Raw genomic sequence first — 17,996 nt, 5'->3', positions numbered from 1 at the left:
CTGGACACGCTCAAAAACACCGACGTGCTGCTGCTCGACGACTGGGGCATGGCCGCCATGGACAGTCAAACCCGGGCCGATCTGCTGGAGATCATTGACGACCGGGCCAGCCAGCGCGCCACTATTCAATCACCAGCCAGTTGCCGATTGAGCACTGGCACGAGTGGATAGGCGACCAAACTGTGGCCGATGCCATGCTCGATCGCCTGATGCAAAGCCATCACCGTTTCACGCTGACCGGCGAATCTCTGCGCAAAAAAAGCCCGCCCGAAAAAGGGATCGCCGACAAGTAGGCCACCACGGCCAGGGGGGACCTCCGGCGGCCTGGCAGGGGCCTATTCGTTCAAAAAATTCAATTCCAGAGAAGGACAAAACAGCCGGGAAAGCAGGCCGGCATAAAATCAAAACGCGCAACACCGACCCTCGGTCACGTTCGCCGGAATGCCGGTCACGTTCACCGGAATACGCAACCGGCCCCGGCACGTCATGCCGCGCACGGTCTCGCCAAGCCCCTTCCCACGCCAATGTCAAAAGGCCGATGGTTGACTAATCTGGTCAAGATATTTATAGTTGACTAAATAAGTCGGGTATCTATTTTTCCATCAGAGATATCCCTCCCGAAAAGACCCGCCAGGCGGTCGCTGACAGCAGCCCGGTAGCAACCAAGGAGTTTGACCCATGACCATGACATTGACTGAAAACGCAGCGTTGCAGATCCAGCGCCAGCTTGAAAAACGCGGCCAGGGCATTGCCTTGCGCATTGGCGTCAAGAAGGTTGGCTGCACCGGCTTGGCGCACACCTTTGACCTGATCGACGAGGTCGGCCCGGGCGACCACAGCTTCGAGTCGCATGGCGCGCGCATCGTGGTCGATTCTGAAAGCCTTGAATTCCTTGACGGCTCGCGCATCGACTTCGTCACCGACGGCCTGAAGCAAAGCTTCAAGTTCGACAACCCCAATGTTGAAAACGAATGCGGCTGCGGCGAAAGTTTCAACGTCAAGAAAAAAGCCGGGACTGCCACACCGTAATCAACGTCAAGGCCTGACCGCCCGCGTTTTCTTCAAGCCACATCACCAGCCAGAAGGACCCCCATGAGTGCACTGCTGCAGCAACTCGTCAACCAGCCCTACAAGCACGGATTTGTCACCGACATCGAATCCGATGTCGCGCCCAAGGGGTTGAGCGAGCAAACCATCCGCATGATTTCGGCCAAGAAAAGCGAGCCCGCGTGGCTGCTCGACTTCCGGCTCAAGGCCTACCAGGCCTGGCTGCTGATGACCGAGCCGGTATGGCCCAACGTGCATTACCCGAAGATCGACTTCCAGGCCATCAGCTACTACGCCGCGCCCAAGCAAAAACCCAAGCTCAGCAGCATGGACGAAGTGGACCCCGAGTTGCTGCGCACCTTTGAAAAGCTCGGCGTTCCGTTGCACGAACGCATGGCGCTGGCCGGCGTGGCGGTCGATGTGATTTTTGACAGCGTGTCAGTGGCCACCACCTACAAGGCCAAGCTGGCCGAGGCCGGCATCATTTTCTGCTCGATGTCCGAAGCCGTGCTGGAACACCCGGAACTGGTGAAGCAGTACCTGGGCACGGTAGTTCCGACGAGCGACAACTACTACGCCGCGCTCAACTCGGCGGTGTTCACCGACGGCTCGTTCTGCTTCATCCCCAAAGGCGTGAAGTGCCCGATGGACTTGTCCACCTACTTTCGCATCAACACCGAGGAATCGGGCCAGTTCGAGCGCACGCTGATCGTGGCGGAAGAGGGCGCTTCGGTGTCCTATCTGGAGGGCTGCACGGCACCGGCTTTCAGCAGCAACCAGTTGCATGCGGCGGTGGTGGAACTGGTGGCGCTCGACAACGCTGACATCAAGTATTCGACGGTGCAGAACTGGTACGCGGGCGATGAAAACGGTGTCGGCGGCATCTACAACTTTGTCACCAAGCGCGGCCTGGCCAAGGGCGCGAACTCGCGCATTTCCTGGACGCAGGTCGAGACCGGATCGGCCATCACCTGGAAGTACCCGTCGGTGATTTTGCGCGGCGACCACTCGGTCGGCGAGTTCTATTCGGTGGCGGTGACCAACCACCACCAGCAGGCCGACACCGGCACCAAGATGATCCACCTGGGCAAGAACACGCGCAGCACCATTGTCAGCAAGGGCATCTCGGCCGGACAGTCCAGCAACAGCTACCGTGGCCTGGTCAAGGTGATGCCCACGGCCACCGGCGCGCGCAATTATTCGCAGTGCGACTCGATGCTGATTGGCGACAAGTCAGGCGCGCACACCTTTCCCTACCTCCAGGTGCGCAACCCGACCGCCCAGGTCGAACACGAGGCCTCGACCTCCAAGATTGGCGAGGACCAGCTGTTTTATTTTGCCCAGCGCGGCATCAGCGCCGAAGCCGCCGTGTCCATGATCATCAATGGATTCTGCAAGGACGTTTTTCAACAATTGCCGATGGAGTTCGCGGTCGAAGCGACCCAGCTGCTCGGCTTCAAACTCGAAGGAGCGGTCGGATGATCCACCCCAACAGCCCGGTTTTACTCGACGTGCGCGGCCTGTGCGCCAGCGTCAACGGCATCGACATTCTCAAGGGCCTGGACTTTACCGTCCGGCGCGGTGAAGTGCATGCCATCATGGGTCCGAACGGCTCGGGCAAGAGCACCTTTGCCAAGGTGCTGGCCGGCCACACGGCCTATGAAGTCACGGCGGGAACAGTGCAGTTTGAAGGCCAGGACCTGCTGACGCTGGCGCCCGAGGCACGCGCCCTGGCCGGCATGTTCCTCGGCTTTCAGTACCCGATCGAAATCCCCGGCGTGGCCAACAGCCAGTTCTTGCGCCTGAGCTACAACACGCTGCAGGCGCAGCGCGGCCAGGAAGAGCTGGATCCGCTGGAGTTTGACGACTTTGTGCGCGAGAAAATGAAGCTGCTGGAGATGAACCCCGATTTTCTGGACCGCAGCGTGAACGAAGGCTTTTCGGGCGGCGAGAAAAAGCGCAATGAAATTTTGCAGATGGCGCTGCTGGAGCCGCGCCTGGCGATTCTGGACGAGACTGATTCCGGCCTCGACATCGACGCGCTGCGCATCGTGTCGCAAGGCATGAACCAGTTGATCACGCCTGAGAACGCCGTTATTCTGGTCACGCATTACCAGCGGCTGCTGAACTACATCGTGCCCGACTTTGTACATGTGATGGAAGCCGGCCGCATCATCAAGACCGGCGGCAAGGAGCTTGCGCTGGAACTGGAACAACGCGGCTACGACTGGGTCAGCGCCGAGCACGAAGCGGCGAGCGGCGTGGAGGTCAGCGCATGAACAGCGCCATCGCACTTCGCCCCCCCACGGTGGACCACCTGGGCGCGCTGCTGGCCAACCAGCCGCTGCTGGCGCCCAGCCCTTGGGTGCATGTGAACGCGCTGCGCGAACAGGCGCATGCCGCGCTGGGCGCGCTGGCCATGCCGACGCTGCGCGACGAGGCCTGGCGCTTCACCAGCCTGGCGCCGCTGCACCGGCTGACGTTCCAGCCGGTGCAGGCGGCCAGCCGCCTGCAGCTAGAGGACATCGCGCCGTTTTGCCTGGACGACGTTGCGTGCCGGCTGGTGTTTGTCGATGGCATTTACGCGCCGCAGCTGTCCAGCCCAGCCCCCGAGGGCGGCGTGGTCGTGACCAACTTGCTGACCGCCATGGCCACCCATGCCGCCGCGCTGGAGGCGCAATTCGGCCGCCGGCAGATGCTGGGCGACAACGTGTTTGCCGCGCTCAACACCGCCTTCATGCAGGACGCGGCGGTCGTGCTGGTACCGCGCCATGTGGCGCTGGCCGCGCCGGTGCATCTGCTGTTCGTGGCGACGCAGGCGGGCGCGCTCAGCCACCCGCGCTGCCTGGTGCTGGCCGAAGCGGGCAGCCGCGCGACGCTGGTTGAAGACTATGTGGCGCTGCAGGATGCGGCCTACCTCGTCAATCCGGTGACGGAAATCGTGCTGGCCGACCAGGCGCAGCTCACGCATGTGCGCGTGCAGCGCGACGGCCCGCAGGCGTTTCACATCGCCAACGGCGCGGTGTCGGTGGGGCGCTCGGCCAACTACCAGTCGGTGAGCGTGGCGATGGGCGCGCAGCTGTCGCGCTACCACCTGAGCGTGGTGCTGGGCGAGGGCGCCGAATGCGCTGTGGACGGCCTCGCGCTGCTCGCTGGCAGCCAGCTGGCTGACACCCACAGCTGCATTGACCACGCCCAGCCGCACGGCACCAGCCGCCAGCTGCACAAGTGCATTGCCGAAGGCAGCGCGCATGCGGTGTTCAACGGCAAGGTGATCGTGCGTCCGGGCGCCCAGCGCACCGACTCCGCGCAGTCCAGCCGCAACCTGCTGCTCAGCAGCCGGGCGCAAGTGGACACCCAGCCACAGCTGGAGATTTTTGCCGACGACGTAAAATGCACGCACGGCGCCACGATTGGCCAGCTCGATGCCGAGGAAGTGTTCTACCTGCAAAGCCGTGGCCTGTCCGGCAGCGCCGCGCGCCAGTTGCTGACCTACGCGTTCGGCGCCGAGATCCTTGAGCGTATTCCCGTCGCCTCTTTAAAACACCAGCTGCAGCAGCGCATGCTGGCGCAAACCGGCAGCCAGCCATGAACGCGCGCGCCGAGCCAATACACGTCACGCCCGCCTTCGATGTCGAACGCGTGCGCGCCGACTTTCCCATCCTGCAAATTGAGGTTGAAGGCAAGCCGCTGGTCTACCTGGACAACGCCGCGTCGAGCCAGATGCCGCAGCCAGTCATCGACCGGCTGGTGCGCTACCAGAGCACCGAGCACGCCAACATCCACCGGGCGGTGCACACGCTGTCTGAACGGGCGACGGCCGCGTACGAGGAAGCGCGCGCCAAGCTGCAGCGCTTCATCAACGCACCCGACGTGCGTGAAGTCATCTTCACCAGCGGCACCACCGAGGCCATCAACCTGGTCATGCACGGCTATGGCCGCAAGTTCATCCAGGCCGGTGACGAGATCATTTTGACCACGCTGGAGCACCATTCCAACATCGTGCCGTGGCAGATGCTGGCCGAAGAAACCGGCGCCATCATCCGCGTGTTGCCCATCAACGACGCCGGCGAGCTGTGCCTGGACCAGTTCGAGCCACTGTTCAATGACCGCACCAAACTGGTCGGCGTGAGCCATGTCTCGAACGCGCTGGGCAGCATCAACCCGGTCAAACAGATGATCGCGCTGGCGCACAAGCGCGGCGTGCCGGTGCTGGTCGATGGCGCGCAGGCCGCGCCGCACCTGCCGGTCGATGTGCAGGACCTGGACTGCGATTTTTATGCTTTTTCGGGCCACAAGCTGTGCGGGCCGACCGGCATTGGCGTGCTCTACGGCAAGGCCGCGCTGCTGGAAAAAATGCAGCCCTTCAAGGGCGGCGGCGACATGATTTTGTCGGTGTCGTTCGAGAAGACGGTCTACAATGCGATCCCGTACAAGTTCGAGGCCGGCACGCCACCAATTGCCGCCGCCATCGGGCTGGGCGCGGCCGTCGATTACCTGTCGGCCATCGGCATGGACGTTATCGCCGCCCATGAGCATGCGCTGCTGCAGTACGCCACGAGCCAGTTCAGCGACCTGCCCGGCCTGCGCCTCATTGGCACGGCCCAGGACAAGGCGGCAGTGCTGTCTTTCACGCTCGACGGCATCCACCCGCACGATGTCGGCACGCTGCTGAACCAGGACGGCATTGCGGTGCGCACCGGCCACCATTGCGCGCAGCCGGTGATGGCGCGCTTCAAGGTGCCTGCCACCACGCGCGCCTCGTTTGCGTTCTACAACACCATGGCCGAAGTCGATGCGCTGGTCGCCGGCATCCGCAGCGTGCAGAAAGTGTTTGCCTGATGGCTGACTACAAGGCGCTCTACCAGGAAGTCATCCTGGACCACAACAAAAAGCCGCGCAACTGCGGCACGCTGGACCGCCCCAGCCACCAGGCCGAGGGCCACAACCCGCTGTGCGGCGACCACCTGAGCGTGGGGTTGAATCTGGATGGCGATACCGTCGACCAGATCGCGTTCCACGGCGAGTCGTGCGCCATCTGCAAGGCGTCGGCATCGATGATGACGGTCGCCATCAAGGGCAAGACGCGTGCGCAGGCGCAGGCCTTGACCCAGGAATTCCTGGCCATGGCCACCGGCAAGCTCGACCTGAATCAGCCTAACCAGATCGGGCGGCTGGCGGTGTTTGCCGGCGTGCGCGACCTGCCCACGCGCGTCAAGTGCGCGATCTTGCCGTGGCACACGCTGCAGGCCGCCTTCAATTCGCAGGGCACGGCCAGCACCGAAGCGTGATGTTGTTAATGACTGCTGACCCCCTGAAAGGCCCCCATGCTGACTGCCCTTGAACTTAAAAACTACATCGCGAACGGCCTGGCCTGCGACCACGCGGAGGTGCTGGGCGATGACGGCCAGCACTTCGAGGCAGTGGTCGTGAGCCCGCTGTTTGCGGGAAAAACCCTGGTCCAGCAGCACCAGCAGGTCTACCAGGCGCTGGGCGATCGCATGCGCTCGGAGATCCACGCGCTGTCGCTGCAAACCTTCACGCCCGAGGCCTGGGCGAAATCGATCACTCAATAACTTTGGAACCCACATGAACGTTCACGACAAAATTCACGCGCAAGTCCACACCAACGCCGTGGTGCTCTACATGAAGGGAACGCCGCAGTTCCCGCAGTGCGGCTTTTCAGGCGCCACGGTGCAGATGCTGCAGGCTTGCGGCCTGCAGGACTTTGCCGCCGTCGACGTGCTGGCCGACCCGGACATCCGGGCTGGCATCAAGGCCTATGCCAACTGGCCGACCATTCCGCAGCTCTATGTCAACGGCGAGCTGGTGGGCGGCGCCGACATCGTTCGCGAGCTCTACGAGTCGGGCGAGCTGCAGACGCTGGTCAACCCGGCAGGGGCGTCATGACCTTGAAATTACCCTGGTCCAGCGCCCGCCCGGCGCCCATTTTTCAGGAGACTTGAATGCCGAAAATTGCCGAAATAGACGACACCCCTAACCCGAATGCGGTCAAGTTCACGCTCCACGAGCCGCTGACCTGGGGTGTCTCGCATTCCTACGAGAATGCAGACCAAGCCAAAGGCGATGCGCTGGCCTCGGCGCTGTTCGCTATTGCCCATGTCAGCAACGTGTTCTACGTGGACCGCTGGCTGACCGTGACGCAGGACGGCGGCGCCGACTGGCCGGAGCTGGTGCGCCTGATCGCCGTGCCGCTGCGCGCGGCGCCGGCGGCCGCTGCACAGTCGGCCGCCGCCGTATTTGCCGCGCGCGTGGCAATAGACGACATGAGTGAGGAGGAGCAGGAGCGGCTGGAATTGATCAGCGAGCTGCTGGACCAGCGCATCCGGCCGTCGCTGCAGGCCGACGGCGGCGACCTGCATGTGGTCGGCCTGTCCGGCAACTACCTCAGCATCCATTACCAGGGCGCCTGCGGCAGCTGCCCGAGCTCGATCTCCGGCACGCTCGCCGCCATCGAGAACCTGGTGCGCACGATCGAGCCGGAGTTGGCCGTGGTTTCGGTCTAGCCTGCTGCCGCGACAGGCCGGCAGCCCACGACACGCCATGACCGCCCTTCATCCCTGAACCCATAAGGCAGAAACACCGCCATGCAAACCACCAACCCCGCGCAACAATCCGCACCAGCCGCTTTACCCCAGCCAGCCGCCGGCCCCGGGAAACTGCCGGGCATCCGTCACATCATCGCCGTCGGCAGCGGCAAGGGCGGCGTCGGCAAATCCACGGTGAGCGTCAATCTGGCGCTGGCGTTGCAGCAGCGCGGGGCGCGCGTCGGGCTGGTCGATGCCGACATCCTGGGCCCCAGCATCCCAGGCATGCTGGGCATCCCGACCGGTGAGCCGCCAGCGATGACGGCAGACAACCGGATGATCCCGGCGCAGCGGCACGGCCTGAAGGTGGTGTCCATGGGCATGCTGACCGGTGACGACCAGCCGGCCGTACTGCGCGGGCCGATGGTGGGCAAATACCTCAAGATGTTCGTTGGCGGCGTGCAATGGGGCGATCTGGACTATCTGATCCTGGACCTGCCACCCGGCACCGGCGACACCCAGCTGACGCTGGCGCAAAGCATGCCGCTGTCGGGCGTGGTGATCGTGACGACGCCCCAGGCCGTCAGCCTGAAGATCGCCCGCCGGGGCTTGCGCATGTTCGAGAAGGTGCAGGTCCCGATTCTCGGCATCGTCGAGAACATGCGCACCTTCACCTGTCCGCACTGCGGCGAGACCACGGATATTTTCCGGCACGGCGGCGGCGAGCTGATGAGCGAGGAACTCGGTGTGCCGTTCCTGGGCGCCTTGCCCCTGGCCGCCGAGGTCGTCACTTGCGGCGATGAAGGGCGTCCCATCGTGGTCGCGCAACCGGCGTCGCTCAGCGCACGGGTGTATGCCGCCATCGCCGACGCGCTGGTCGAGCAGGTGCACGCAGCGGTCACGGTGCTCAAGCCCTTTGTCTGGAAGTGGGACAGCGACGAGGGTGCGCCAGCCTGGATGGAAGGCGCTGTGCAGCCTGCCGGCGCGCGCACCATCCCGGTGGGTCTGCTGCGCCGCGATCCGCGCACCTTGTCGCTGCTGTGGGAAGACGGCCATCGCGACGATCTCGATGTGCGCGACCTGCGCCTGGCCTGTCGCTGCGCCCTTTGTGTGGAGGAGATGAGCGGGCGCAAGCTGCTCGACCCTCGGACGGTGCGGGCCGATGTGAGCCCGCGCCAGATCACCAGCATCGGCAATTACGCGATCCAGTTCGACTGGAACGACGGCCACAACAGCGGGATTTATGCCTTCAACGACCTGCGCGCCTTGGGCGAACGGGCTGGTCTGCAAAGCGTCGAAGATGTCTGAAACCCTGGCGCCAGACCAGATTCGGGCGGATCAGCCGGTCAGCATCCGCGCCGAGGCATCGCTGGTCGATCCCGACAGCTGCAAATTCACAGTCAGCTCCAGCGTACATCCGGGCGGCTCCTTCTTTTTTGCCGGCAGAGAACGCGCAGCCGGGTCGCCGCTGGGCGAGCGGCTGTTTGCGCTTGACGGTGTCGCCAGCGTGCTGATTGCCGGGAACGTGGTGACCATCGGCAAGGTGCCAGGCACCGCCTGGACGGGACTCAAAGCCGCCATCGGCGCGGCCATCCGCACCCAACTGCTGAGCGGCATGCCAGCGGTATTGGAGGCGGCGGGCCGCACCAGCCTGCAGGCCCCGTCAGACGCCGAGCTTGGCGCGGCGGTTCAGGCGCTGCTGGACCGGGAAGTCAATCGTTCCATCGCCAGCCACGGCGGCAAGATTTCGCTGTTGGACGTTCGCGACGGCAGGCTTTTCATCACCATGAGCGGCGGCTGCCAGGGCTGCGCATCGTCGCAGGTCACGTTGCGCCAGGGCTTTGAAGTCATGGTGAAGCGGGTGGCCCCGGAAATCACGGAAATCGTCGATGCGACCGACCACGCGGCCGGCCGCAAGCCGTTCTACCCGCGTGCCGCGGCCGGCGAGCAACTGATCACCTGATGGTCGCCAGAAGACCGAACCTCATTTCAATCGCTGTTGCAACGCCCTGAGCGTGGCAAAGCTAACCAGGACATACGCAACATGACCCTTGAGACCATCCGCTTCAGAGGCATCGTGTCGGTGCTGCCGCAGGCCTCCGCCACGTCTCCCCGGCCAGACCAGCAAAGAGGCAGCCTCAAGACCAAGCGCGAACCGGTCGACCCCGAAGACCGCCTGCGCAAGCCCGACTGGATTCGCGTCAAGGCGGCGATTCCCGCTGGCCGCTTTCGCGAGATCAAGGACATCGTGCGCGCCCACCAACTGGTCACCGTGTGCGAAGAAGCCTCTTGCCCCAACATCGGCGAGTGCTGGAGCAAGGGCACGGCGACCTTCATGATCATGGGCGACAAATGTACGCGCCGCTGCCGCTTTTGCAACGTCAGTACGGGTCGCCCCGACGCACTCGATGCCAACGAACCGGAACGGCTCGCCAAAACCATTGCGTTGATGAAACTCAATTACGTCGTCATTACCTCGGTTGACCGCGATGATTTGCGCGACGGCGGCGCTAGCCACTTCGTCGAATGCATCCGCCAGATCCGCGCACAGTCACCCAACACCCGCATCGAAATCCTGACCCCCGACTTCGGTGGTCGACTCGACCTCGCGCTGGAAATCCTCAGCGGCGCGCCGCCCGACGTCTTGAACCACAACATCGAAACAGTGCCGCGCCTATACAAGGAAGCCCGTCCCGGCGCCGATTTTCAAAATTCGCTCAACCTGTTGCAGCATTTCAAGGATAGGCATGCAGGCATACCGACCAAGTCCGGGATCATGGTTGGGCTGGGCGAGACCGATGCCGAAATCTTGCAAGTGATGCGCGACCTGCGCGCGCACAGCATCACGATGTTGACCATTGGCCAATACCTGCAGCCGTCCGGCGGTCACCTGCCGGTGCGCCGCTATGTGCACCCGGACACTTTTAAGATGTATGAGGAAGAAGCTTACAAGATGGGGTTTCTAAATGCAGCGTCGGGCCCGATGGTGCGCAGTTCTTACCATGCCGATCAGCAGGCGTATAAGGCAGGAATAGTCTGAGCTAAATAAAAACCGACGGACTCGCCTAAAAATTTCCACTATTCATTCCAATCCTTTTCTTCTCCTAGTCAGGACCACCCAATGAACGACTCATTTTCAACCCGCGACAATCTCACCGTCAACGGCATCGACTACACCATCTTCAGCCTGGCGAAACTGGGACAGTGCTTCGATCTGTCAAAAATGCCGTTTTCGATGAAAATCCTGCTGGAAAACCTGCTGCGCTGCGAAGACGGCGTGTCGGTCACCAAGGCCTCGATCGAGGCCGTCGCGCAGTGGAACGGAAAGGACGAACCGAAGACCGAAATTGCCTTCATGCCGGCACGCGTGGTACTGCAAGACTTCACCGGCGTGCCCTGCATCGTCGATTTTGCGGCGATGCGCGATGCTGTCGTCAAGCTTGGCGGGTCGGCGGCTAACATCAACCCATTGATCCCTTCCGAACTGGTGATCGATCATTCGGTACAGGTCGATTCTTTCGGCAAGCCCAACTCGCGCGACATCAACGCCCAGATCGAATTTTCCCGCAACGGCGAGCGTTACAGCTTCCTGCGCTGGGGCCAGAAAGCCTTCAACGATTTCAAGGTGGTGCCGCCCAGCACCGGTATCGTGCATCAGGTGAACCTGGAAAACCTGGCGCGCGTGGTGATGGCACGCGACATGGGCGGCGTTAAGTACGCCTTCCCGGACACGGTGTTCGGTACCGATTCACACACCACGATGATCAATGGCCTGGGCGTTCTCGGCTGGGGCGTAGGCGGCATCGAAGCGGAGGCCGCGATGCTGGGTCAGCCGAGCTCGATGCTGATCCCGCAGGTGGTCGGATTCAAACTCACCGGCAAGCTGCCTGAAGGCGCGACCGCGACCGATCTGGTGCTAACCGTCACGCAGATGCTGCGTTCGCTCGGCGTGGTCGGCAAATTTGTCGAGTTTTATGGCGATGGATTGAATGACCTGCCGCTGGCTAACAGAGCGACGATCGCAAACATGGCCCCGGAATACGGCGCCACCTGTGGCATCTTCCCGATCGATGGCGAATCGTTAAGCTACCTGCGCCTGACCGGGCGCAGCGAGGAACAGATTGGCCTGGTCGAAGCCTACGCCAAGGCGCAAGGCCTGTGGCGCAGTGACCAGGAAGCCGAGTACAGCGCGACCCTGCACCTCGACATGGGGACGGTGCTACCGTCGCTCGCCGGACCGAAGCGACCGCAAGACCGCGTGCTGTTGTCCGACATGAAAAACAATTTCACGACCAATCTGGTTGGCATGGTCGCCAACCGCAAGCCGCTCAAGAGTTCCGTGCAACGCTTCGAAAATGAGGGCGGTGACGTCACCGTCGAGCATGACGCTTCAGTGAACGCCTCGAGCCAGGTGTCGATCAAAGACAATGGCTTCGTCCTGAAGGACGGCGCCGTGGTTATCGCCGCGATCACGTCCTGCACCAACACCTCCAATCCCGCAGTGATGCTGGCGGCCGGACTGCTCGCCCGCAATGCCGTGGCCAGGGGTCTAAAGGCCGCGCCCTGGGTCAAGACGTCGATGGCACCGGGTTCGCTGGTGGTCACCGATTACCTGAACAAGGCGGGTTTGATGGGTGACATGGAAAAGCTCGGCTTTTTCATCGTCGGCTACGGTTGTACGACGTGCATCGGCAATTCTGGCCCACTGCCTGACGACGTGTCTCGGCGCATCGCCGACAAGGACCTGGTCGTAGCCGCGGTGCTGTCCGGCAACCGCAACTTCGAAGGCAGGATACATCCGGAAGTGAAAATGAATTATCTGGCATCGCCGCCGCTGGTGGTGGCCTATGCGCTGGCAGGCACGGTGAATATCGACTTGACCATCGACCCGCTGGGCACCGGCAGCGACGGCAAGCCGGTTTACCTGCGCGACATCTGGCCGTCGAACAAGGAAATCGGCGACTTGATAGCGTCAAGTGTTGGCCCGGAAATGTTCAAGCGCAACTATGCCGATGTTTTTGCCGGCGACAGCCGCTGGACCCAGATCACCTCGCCAGATGGCGAAGCGTTCGCATGGGACGAGGCTTCAACCTATATCAAGAACCCGCCCTACTTCGACGGTATGCAAATGCGCGTCGGCCGCATCGAGGACATCCATGGCGCGCGGCTGCTTGGCCTGTTTGGCGACTCGATCACCACCGACCATATTTCGCCAGCCGGCAACATCAAGACCAATTCACCGGCGGGTCGCTTCCTGCAATCGCGCGGCGTGCAGCCACAACACTTCAACTCATACGGTTCGCGTCGCGGCAATGACGACGTGATGGTGCGCGGCACCTTCGCCAACATCCGCATCAAGAACCTGATGCTGGGCGGGGAAGAAGGTGGTGACACCATCCACTACCCGTCGAACGAGAGGCTGGCGATTTACGACGCGGCGATGAAGTACAAGGCCGACGGGGTGCCGCTGGTGGTTGTCGCCGGCAAGGAATACGGCATGGGCTCATCGCGCGACTGGGCGGCCAAGGGCACGTTGCTACTGGGCGTCAAGGCCGTGATCGCCGAGAGCTTCGAGCGCATCCATCGCTCCAACCTGGTCGGCATGGGCGTATTACCGCTGCAATTCATGGCCAGCCAGAATACCGTGTCGCTGGGCTTGAAGGGCGATGAGTCGTTCGACATCACCGGCCTGCGCGATGGTGCCAGCCCAATCGTCGATGTGGTTGCCACCGGCGGTGATGGGCGCCTGGTTTCCTTCAAGGCGCAGGTGTTGTTGATCACGCCCAAGGAAGTCGAGTACTTCCGCCACGGCGGCATTCTGCAGTACGTGCTGCGTCAACTGGCGTCCAGAAAGGCGGCGTGATCGATGGTTTTGTAGCATTAACCGTCAAGCCGTGCGCTCGTTTAGGTTGTGTCAACTTGCCGAGGAAAAACCTGATGTTGATTTTCTTCAACCTCGAAAAACTCAAGGCAAAACGAAGAGGCTGAACTGCATTGAATAAGCCGACGCTCGGCAGGTTGGATGACCAAGTTTATCGCGTCCTCTCAGGCCAGGGCGAGCATGCAGGTAACCTGAAGTTTATCAACGGGGTATGGAAGATCAAGGCGATCGGTTGCGACCGGAGTGGTGCCGTGATTCCCGGCTGGGGCATCTGGCCGAGCGCCGCAATACCACCTTCGTCGCGCTCGACGAAGAGTTAGTCAACGCCAGACTTGCCCGCGATTTAAGAAACTGTCGGCGTGCTTCACCACGTTTCGTTCTCCCGCTTACGGGAAAGTTAGTCAAAAACGGGGACTTTCACCTGAATTGGGTCAACTCAGGAGTTTTGGTTGAACTCAGCAGGGCTGACTAAGTAGTTGATTATTCAAATTCAAATTCAAATTCGTACCGTATGCATGCATCCACAATTCGCATGCGGAATCAGGACAATCAGAGTAAAACAGCGTCAGGAATATGAACATGAACCAGTTACTCGCACGCAGTTTGCACCGAATTGTTATCGTAGGCGGTGGTGCCGGCGGCTTGGAATTGGCGGTCACACTGGGGAAAAAACTTGGCCAGACTGGTAAAGCGAAAATCACGCTGGTTGACGCCGCGCGAACCCATTTGTGGAAACCGCTGCTGCACCAAGTCGCTGCGGGCACGCTCGATAGTCGCGCGGACGAGATGGAGTATTTCGCACTGGCGCGCAAACACCACTTCTCTTTTCGTCTTGGCCGCATGGAAGGCCTGCAGCGCGCCAGCAAAGAGGTCGTTCTGGCACCGATGCGAGATGAGGACGGTGCAGAATTATTGCCGCGCCAACTGGTGCCTTACGACAGCCTGGTTTTCGCGCTGGGTAGCCAAGGCAATGATTTTGGCACGCCCGGCGTGCGCGAGCATTGCATCCTGCTCGACACGCCCGTCGCAGCCGAGCTTTTTCATCAACGCCTGATCAACAGCTGCATCCGCGCCCAGACTGCCGCCAAGTCGTCTGGCGAAGGCAGTTTTACCGTCACCATTATTGGTGGCGGCGCGACCGGCGTGGAGCTATCGGCCGAACTGCGCATGACGACCAGAATTCTTTCCAGTTACGGTGTGACGCATTTCGATCCTGAAAAAGACTTGAAAATCGTTATCATCGATGCCGCACCGCGTTTGCTGCAGATGTTGCCGGAACGGCTCTCCACCTCGGTCGCATACGAGTTATGCAAGCTCGACATCGACGTCCACACCGACGAAAAAGTCGTCAACGTGTCACAAGACGGGGTGCAAATGGCCAGCGGCAAATTCATCCCCAGCGGCATCGTTGTGTGGGCGGCGGGTATCAAGGCGGCCGATTTCCTGAAAGACATCGATGGGCTGGAAACCAACCGCCTGAATCAATTGGTGGTACGAAACACCATGCAGTCGAGCCGCGATCCCTCCATTTTTGCATTCGGCGATTGTGCCGCCTGCCCGCAAGGCGAAGGCTTGCCGAATGTGCCACCGAGGGCGCAGTCGGCGCACCAACAAGCTAGCACGTTGGCAAAATCATTGATTCGATCACTGGAAAATAAGCCCTTGCTTGCATTCCATTACAAGGATCATGGCTCGCTGGTTTCGTTAGGTGAATACAATACGGTCGGCAGCCTGATGGGCACGATTGCGCGCGGCTCTGTGTTCATTGAAGGCACTATCGCCAAATGGATGTACTGGTGGCTGCACAAGCACCATCAAATCGCAATCAACGGCCTGTTCCATACATGGCTGTCGACCTGGGCCGAAACGATCAACTGGGCACGCAATCCGCGCATCAAGCTGCATTGACCGGCCTCATTCATTTGACTTATGACTTGATGCCGGTGCTCGATGGACGGGGTGCTGTCACTTGGATTTGTTGAGCAGGTTGAAATATTCAACTATTGGCGGTGACGCGAAAAAGGGTTCTGAAAATCATCTAGCCGGCATCCTGCCCCCGAGGCAGGTGGTGGACTTAAAGTGAGTTTGCAAACTTTCTTTAACCGACCTGGAGGCTGAGATGAAATACTGCGGAATTGACCTTCATTCAAACAATAGCGTGGTGTCGGTGCTCGACGAGCAAGATCACGTTGTGGCCGAGAAGCGCTTACCCAATGATCTTGAAAAGATCATTGGGCTTGTCAAACCCTGGCAATCAGAATTGGCAGGCGTCGTGGTTGAATCCACTTTCAATTGGTACTGGTTGGTCGACGGACTCAAGGATGCGGGATTCACGGTACACCTGGCCCATACGACAGCAATCAAGAAATACGACGGCCTCAAGCACAGCGGCGATGAAGCCGATGCACGCTACCTTGCGCATTTGCTGCGACTGGGAATATTGCCAACAGGAACCATACTGGAACCCGAACACCGCGCGGTGCGCGATCTGGCGCGAAAGCGGATGCAACTGGTACGCAGCCGCACAGCTCACATTCTGGCCGTCGAAAACATCACGGCCCGTCAAAATGGTTCGCGCATTACAAGCAATCAGGTCAAGCAGCTGACAGCGGAGTCGGTTGATGCAATGCCGTTGGCTGGGGATGTAGCACTGGCGGTCAAAACCAACGTGGCGGTGATCACGACTCTTTCCGAGCAGATTGACCTTCTGGAGAAGCGACTCCTGGCAGACATGAAGGCGCGTTCAGACTACACACTGCTCACCAGCGTGCCGGGTATTGGCAAAGTGCTGGCAACCACCATCCTGCTGGAGACAGGCCCGATTGATCGCTTCAAAGCTGCTGGCAACTTTGCGTCTTACGCGCGCTGCGTCGACAGCGCGCACACTAGCAATGGCAAGAAGAAAGGCGCAGGCAATACGAAGAACGGTAACAAGTACCTTGCCTGGGCGTTTGTGGAGGCTGCTGTTTATGCGATGCGATTCAATGCTGAGGCAAAACGGTTCTACGACAGAAAGAAGGCCAAGACGAACAACGTGGTGGCCATCAAGGCCCTTGCCCACAAATTGGCCAGAGCGTGCTATCACATGCTGAAGGAAGGCCGGCCATTTGATGTGACGCGCTGCTTCGCATGAGTAACGACGGTGGCCGTCAAGCCCGGTAACGCGACTGGAGCTACAGCCGACGGTTCTGAATTGGATGGCGTGCCACCGTCACCTGTTTGCAGTAATGCGGATCGCCCGCGACGTGAGCCAGCAAGGGATTGGAGCCGATATGTCGGCAGCCACGGATCTGTGATCAACCATTGGACACGTTTCGGCACCAACGTTCTTCTGGGGCGGCCAAGCCGCCAGGGCGAGAGGCCGTGACAGGGCTGCTCGCTTGATCCTGATGGGTGTCTGGCGCGATTCGTCGCTGCCAAGAATTGAAGAAACGGACGCGGTTGACAACTGTAAACAGCTTGAAAAAAGATAGATTGAAGACAGGCGGCTGGCGCCGCCATGAATTTTTATGCTCGCTTGACACCGACCGGCTAATGGCATCCCATTACACACAAGTCACCCATCGTTGAACTGCCGGGCATAGCGGGCACCCTCGACGAAGATGGCAATCTCCTGCATGCCCAGCCAAATCGTCCTGGCACCCGGTTCGCCATCGTGCTTTCTGCCCAGAAATCCGCCGCGCTGAGCAATCAAACGCACCACGGTGTTGAGCGTAGGAGTCTGGCGGGGCACGGGCTTTTTGTTCAGGATGAACGCCGCTCGCCACTCGTCAGGCTCGAACAATAGGTCGGCTGGTAAATCGGGCAACGTGCGCCCCAGCCGCATCAAGCGGTTGATGCGCCAGGCAATCACCATGTACAGCGCCAGAGCGGTCTGTAGCCGCCCAACATCGCTCAGCTGCAGCCGCTCGACCCGACAGCCCTCCTTGAGCACCAGGAAAAAAAGCTCAATTTCCCAGCGCGCGCGGTACCAATCGATGAGTTCGACTGCTGCTCCCAGCGTACTTGCCGTCCGGTTGGTCAGCAAACGCCAGACCACCGGCTTGGTGCCTGCCGGTGCGTTGACTTCCGAGGCAATAAGGCAGGTCACTTCGAGCTGGCCGCCCTGGCGGTCGGGCAGCATCACGCGCTGGGCGCGCACCTCCTGCTCGACCGCGCGGGCCTTGCGCCCGCGACCGGCCGGCATCTCAAAGCGAATACGCCCCAGCGGCGCGCTGGCCATGACGCCATCCCACAGCTTGCCCCCTTCGGGCAGCACCCGGTTGTGCTGGCAGCGCACCAGGTAATCGGCCGCGTGATTCATCTTGCGCGCCATCACCAGCAACGCCAGGATGTCCGACTCGCGGTCGCCAATGCACACATGACGCGTGCCGGGCAACTCGCCAGCCTGCTCGGCGATGCGCTCGTAGCTCTCCACCCAGCGCACCCCCTGTGTCAGACTAGTTGTCGCCTCTAAAAAATACTCTTTTAGACGCACCGACAACAATGAAGCAAAAATATTCCGAAGCATTTATCGAACA

General features: G+C 61.1%; 15 protein-coding genes and 2 pseudogenes. 16 read left to right on the top strand and 1 reads right to left on the bottom strand.

Annotated elements, in window-relative coordinates:
- The 16 genes and pseudogenes from IWX85_RS21040 to IWX85_RS18865 form a co-directional block, all read left to right on the top strand.
- A pseudogene (locus tag IWX85_RS21040) lies at nt 1–293 on the top strand (ATP-binding protein); the annotation flags it as partial.
- Between the two features lie 385 nt (nt 294–678).
- The gene (locus tag IWX85_RS18935) at nt 679–1,029 is read left to right on the top strand and encodes an iron-sulfur cluster assembly accessory protein (RefSeq protein WP_181374760.1); all 351 of its coding nucleotides are present in this window, start codon (nt 679–681) and stop codon (nt 1,027–1,029) included.
- Between the two features lie 63 nt (nt 1,030–1,092).
- A complete protein-coding gene (gene sufB, locus IWX85_RS18930) occupies nt 1,093–2,529 on the top strand; it encodes a Fe-S cluster assembly protein SufB (protein ID WP_196870802.1) in 1,437 nt (478 codons plus the stop codon).
- Nucleotides 2,526–3,326: a Fe-S cluster assembly ATPase SufC gene (gene sufC, locus IWX85_RS18925; protein ID WP_196864676.1), complete on the top strand. Its 801-nt coding sequence runs from the start codon at nt 2,526–2,528 to the stop codon at nt 3,324–3,326. The genes sufB and sufC overlap by 4 nt, the downstream gene beginning before the upstream one ends.
- The gene (sufD, locus tag IWX85_RS18920; RefSeq protein ID WP_196864675.1) at nt 3,323–4,639 is read left to right on the top strand and encodes a Fe-S cluster assembly protein SufD; all 1,317 of its coding nucleotides are present in this window, start codon (nt 3,323–3,325) and stop codon (nt 4,637–4,639) included. Before sufC ends, sufD begins: the two co-directional genes overlap by 4 nt.
- Nucleotides 4,636–5,889, top strand: coding sequence for a cysteine desulfurase (locus IWX85_RS18915; RefSeq protein WP_196864674.1), 1,254 nt, complete (start codon nt 4,636–4,638; stop codon nt 5,887–5,889). Before sufD ends, IWX85_RS18915 begins: the two co-directional genes overlap by 4 nt.
- On the top strand, nt 5,889–6,338 hold the full coding sequence (gene sufU, locus IWX85_RS18910; protein WP_196870801.1) for a Fe-S cluster assembly sulfur transfer protein SufU: 450 nt from the start codon (nt 5,889–5,891) through the stop codon (nt 6,336–6,338). The genes IWX85_RS18915 and sufU overlap by 1 nt, the downstream gene beginning before the upstream one ends.
- A gap of 36 nt (nt 6,339–6,374) precedes the next feature.
- A complete protein-coding gene (locus IWX85_RS18905; RefSeq protein ID WP_181374766.1) occupies nt 6,375–6,623 on the top strand; it encodes a BolA family protein in 249 nt (82 codons plus the stop codon).
- Nucleotides 6,624–6,636: 13 nt separating this feature from the next.
- On the top strand, nt 6,637–6,957 hold the full coding sequence (grxD, locus tag IWX85_RS18900; RefSeq protein ID WP_181374767.1) for a Grx4 family monothiol glutaredoxin: 321 nt from the start codon (nt 6,637–6,639) through the stop codon (nt 6,955–6,957).
- Between the two features lie 56 nt (nt 6,958–7,013).
- Nucleotides 7,014–7,574 (top strand): NifU family protein, encoded by a 561-nt coding sequence (locus tag IWX85_RS18895; RefSeq protein ID WP_181374768.1) that lies wholly within the window; start codon nt 7,014–7,016, stop codon nt 7,572–7,574.
- Between the two features lie 81 nt (nt 7,575–7,655).
- On the top strand, nt 7,656–8,903 hold the full coding sequence (locus IWX85_RS18890) for a P-loop NTPase (RefSeq protein ID WP_196864673.1): 1,248 nt from the start codon (nt 7,656–7,658) through the stop codon (nt 8,901–8,903).
- Nucleotides 8,896–9,558 carry a NifU family protein gene (locus tag IWX85_RS18885; protein WP_181374770.1) on the top strand — a complete coding sequence of 221 codons (663 nt, stop codon included), beginning with the start codon at nt 8,896–8,898 and terminating at the stop codon, nt 9,556–9,558. Before IWX85_RS18890 ends, IWX85_RS18885 begins: the two co-directional genes overlap by 8 nt.
- 81 nt (nt 9,559–9,639) lie before the next feature.
- Entirely contained in the window at nt 9,640–10,635 is a 996-nt protein-coding gene (gene lipA, locus IWX85_RS18880; protein ID WP_196870800.1) for a lipoyl synthase, read from the top strand.
- 81 nt (nt 10,636–10,716) lie between these two features.
- Nucleotides 10,717–13,458, top strand: coding sequence for an aconitate hydratase AcnA (gene acnA, locus IWX85_RS18875; protein ID WP_196870799.1), 2,742 nt, complete (start codon nt 10,717–10,719; stop codon nt 13,456–13,458).
- Nucleotides 13,459–14,055: 597 nt separating this feature from the next.
- Nucleotides 14,056–15,384, top strand: coding sequence for an NAD(P)/FAD-dependent oxidoreductase (locus IWX85_RS18870; protein WP_196870798.1), 1,329 nt, complete (start codon nt 14,056–14,058; stop codon nt 15,382–15,384).
- Nucleotides 15,385–15,595: 211 nt separating this feature from the next.
- Nucleotides 15,596–16,609 (top strand): IS110 family transposase, encoded by a 1,014-nt coding sequence (locus IWX85_RS18865; protein WP_196870797.1) that lies wholly within the window; start codon nt 15,596–15,598, stop codon nt 16,607–16,609.
- 423 nt (nt 16,610–17,032) lie between these two features.
- Here the strand turns inward: IWX85_RS18865 and IWX85_RS18860 are convergent.
- Nucleotides 17,033–17,908 (bottom strand): annotated as a pseudogene (locus IWX85_RS18860) (IS4 family transposase); the annotation flags it as partial.
- Nucleotides 17,909–17,996: the final 88 nt, after the last annotated feature.

The sequence above is a fragment of the Polaromonas sp. CG_9.11 genome (genome assembly GCF_015752225.1).
GTDB lineage: Bacteria > Pseudomonadota > Gammaproteobacteria > Burkholderiales > Burkholderiaceae_C > Polaromonas.
Note: the sequence above shows the minus strand (reverse complement) of the source record. Positions and strands in the feature narration are given on the sequence as shown.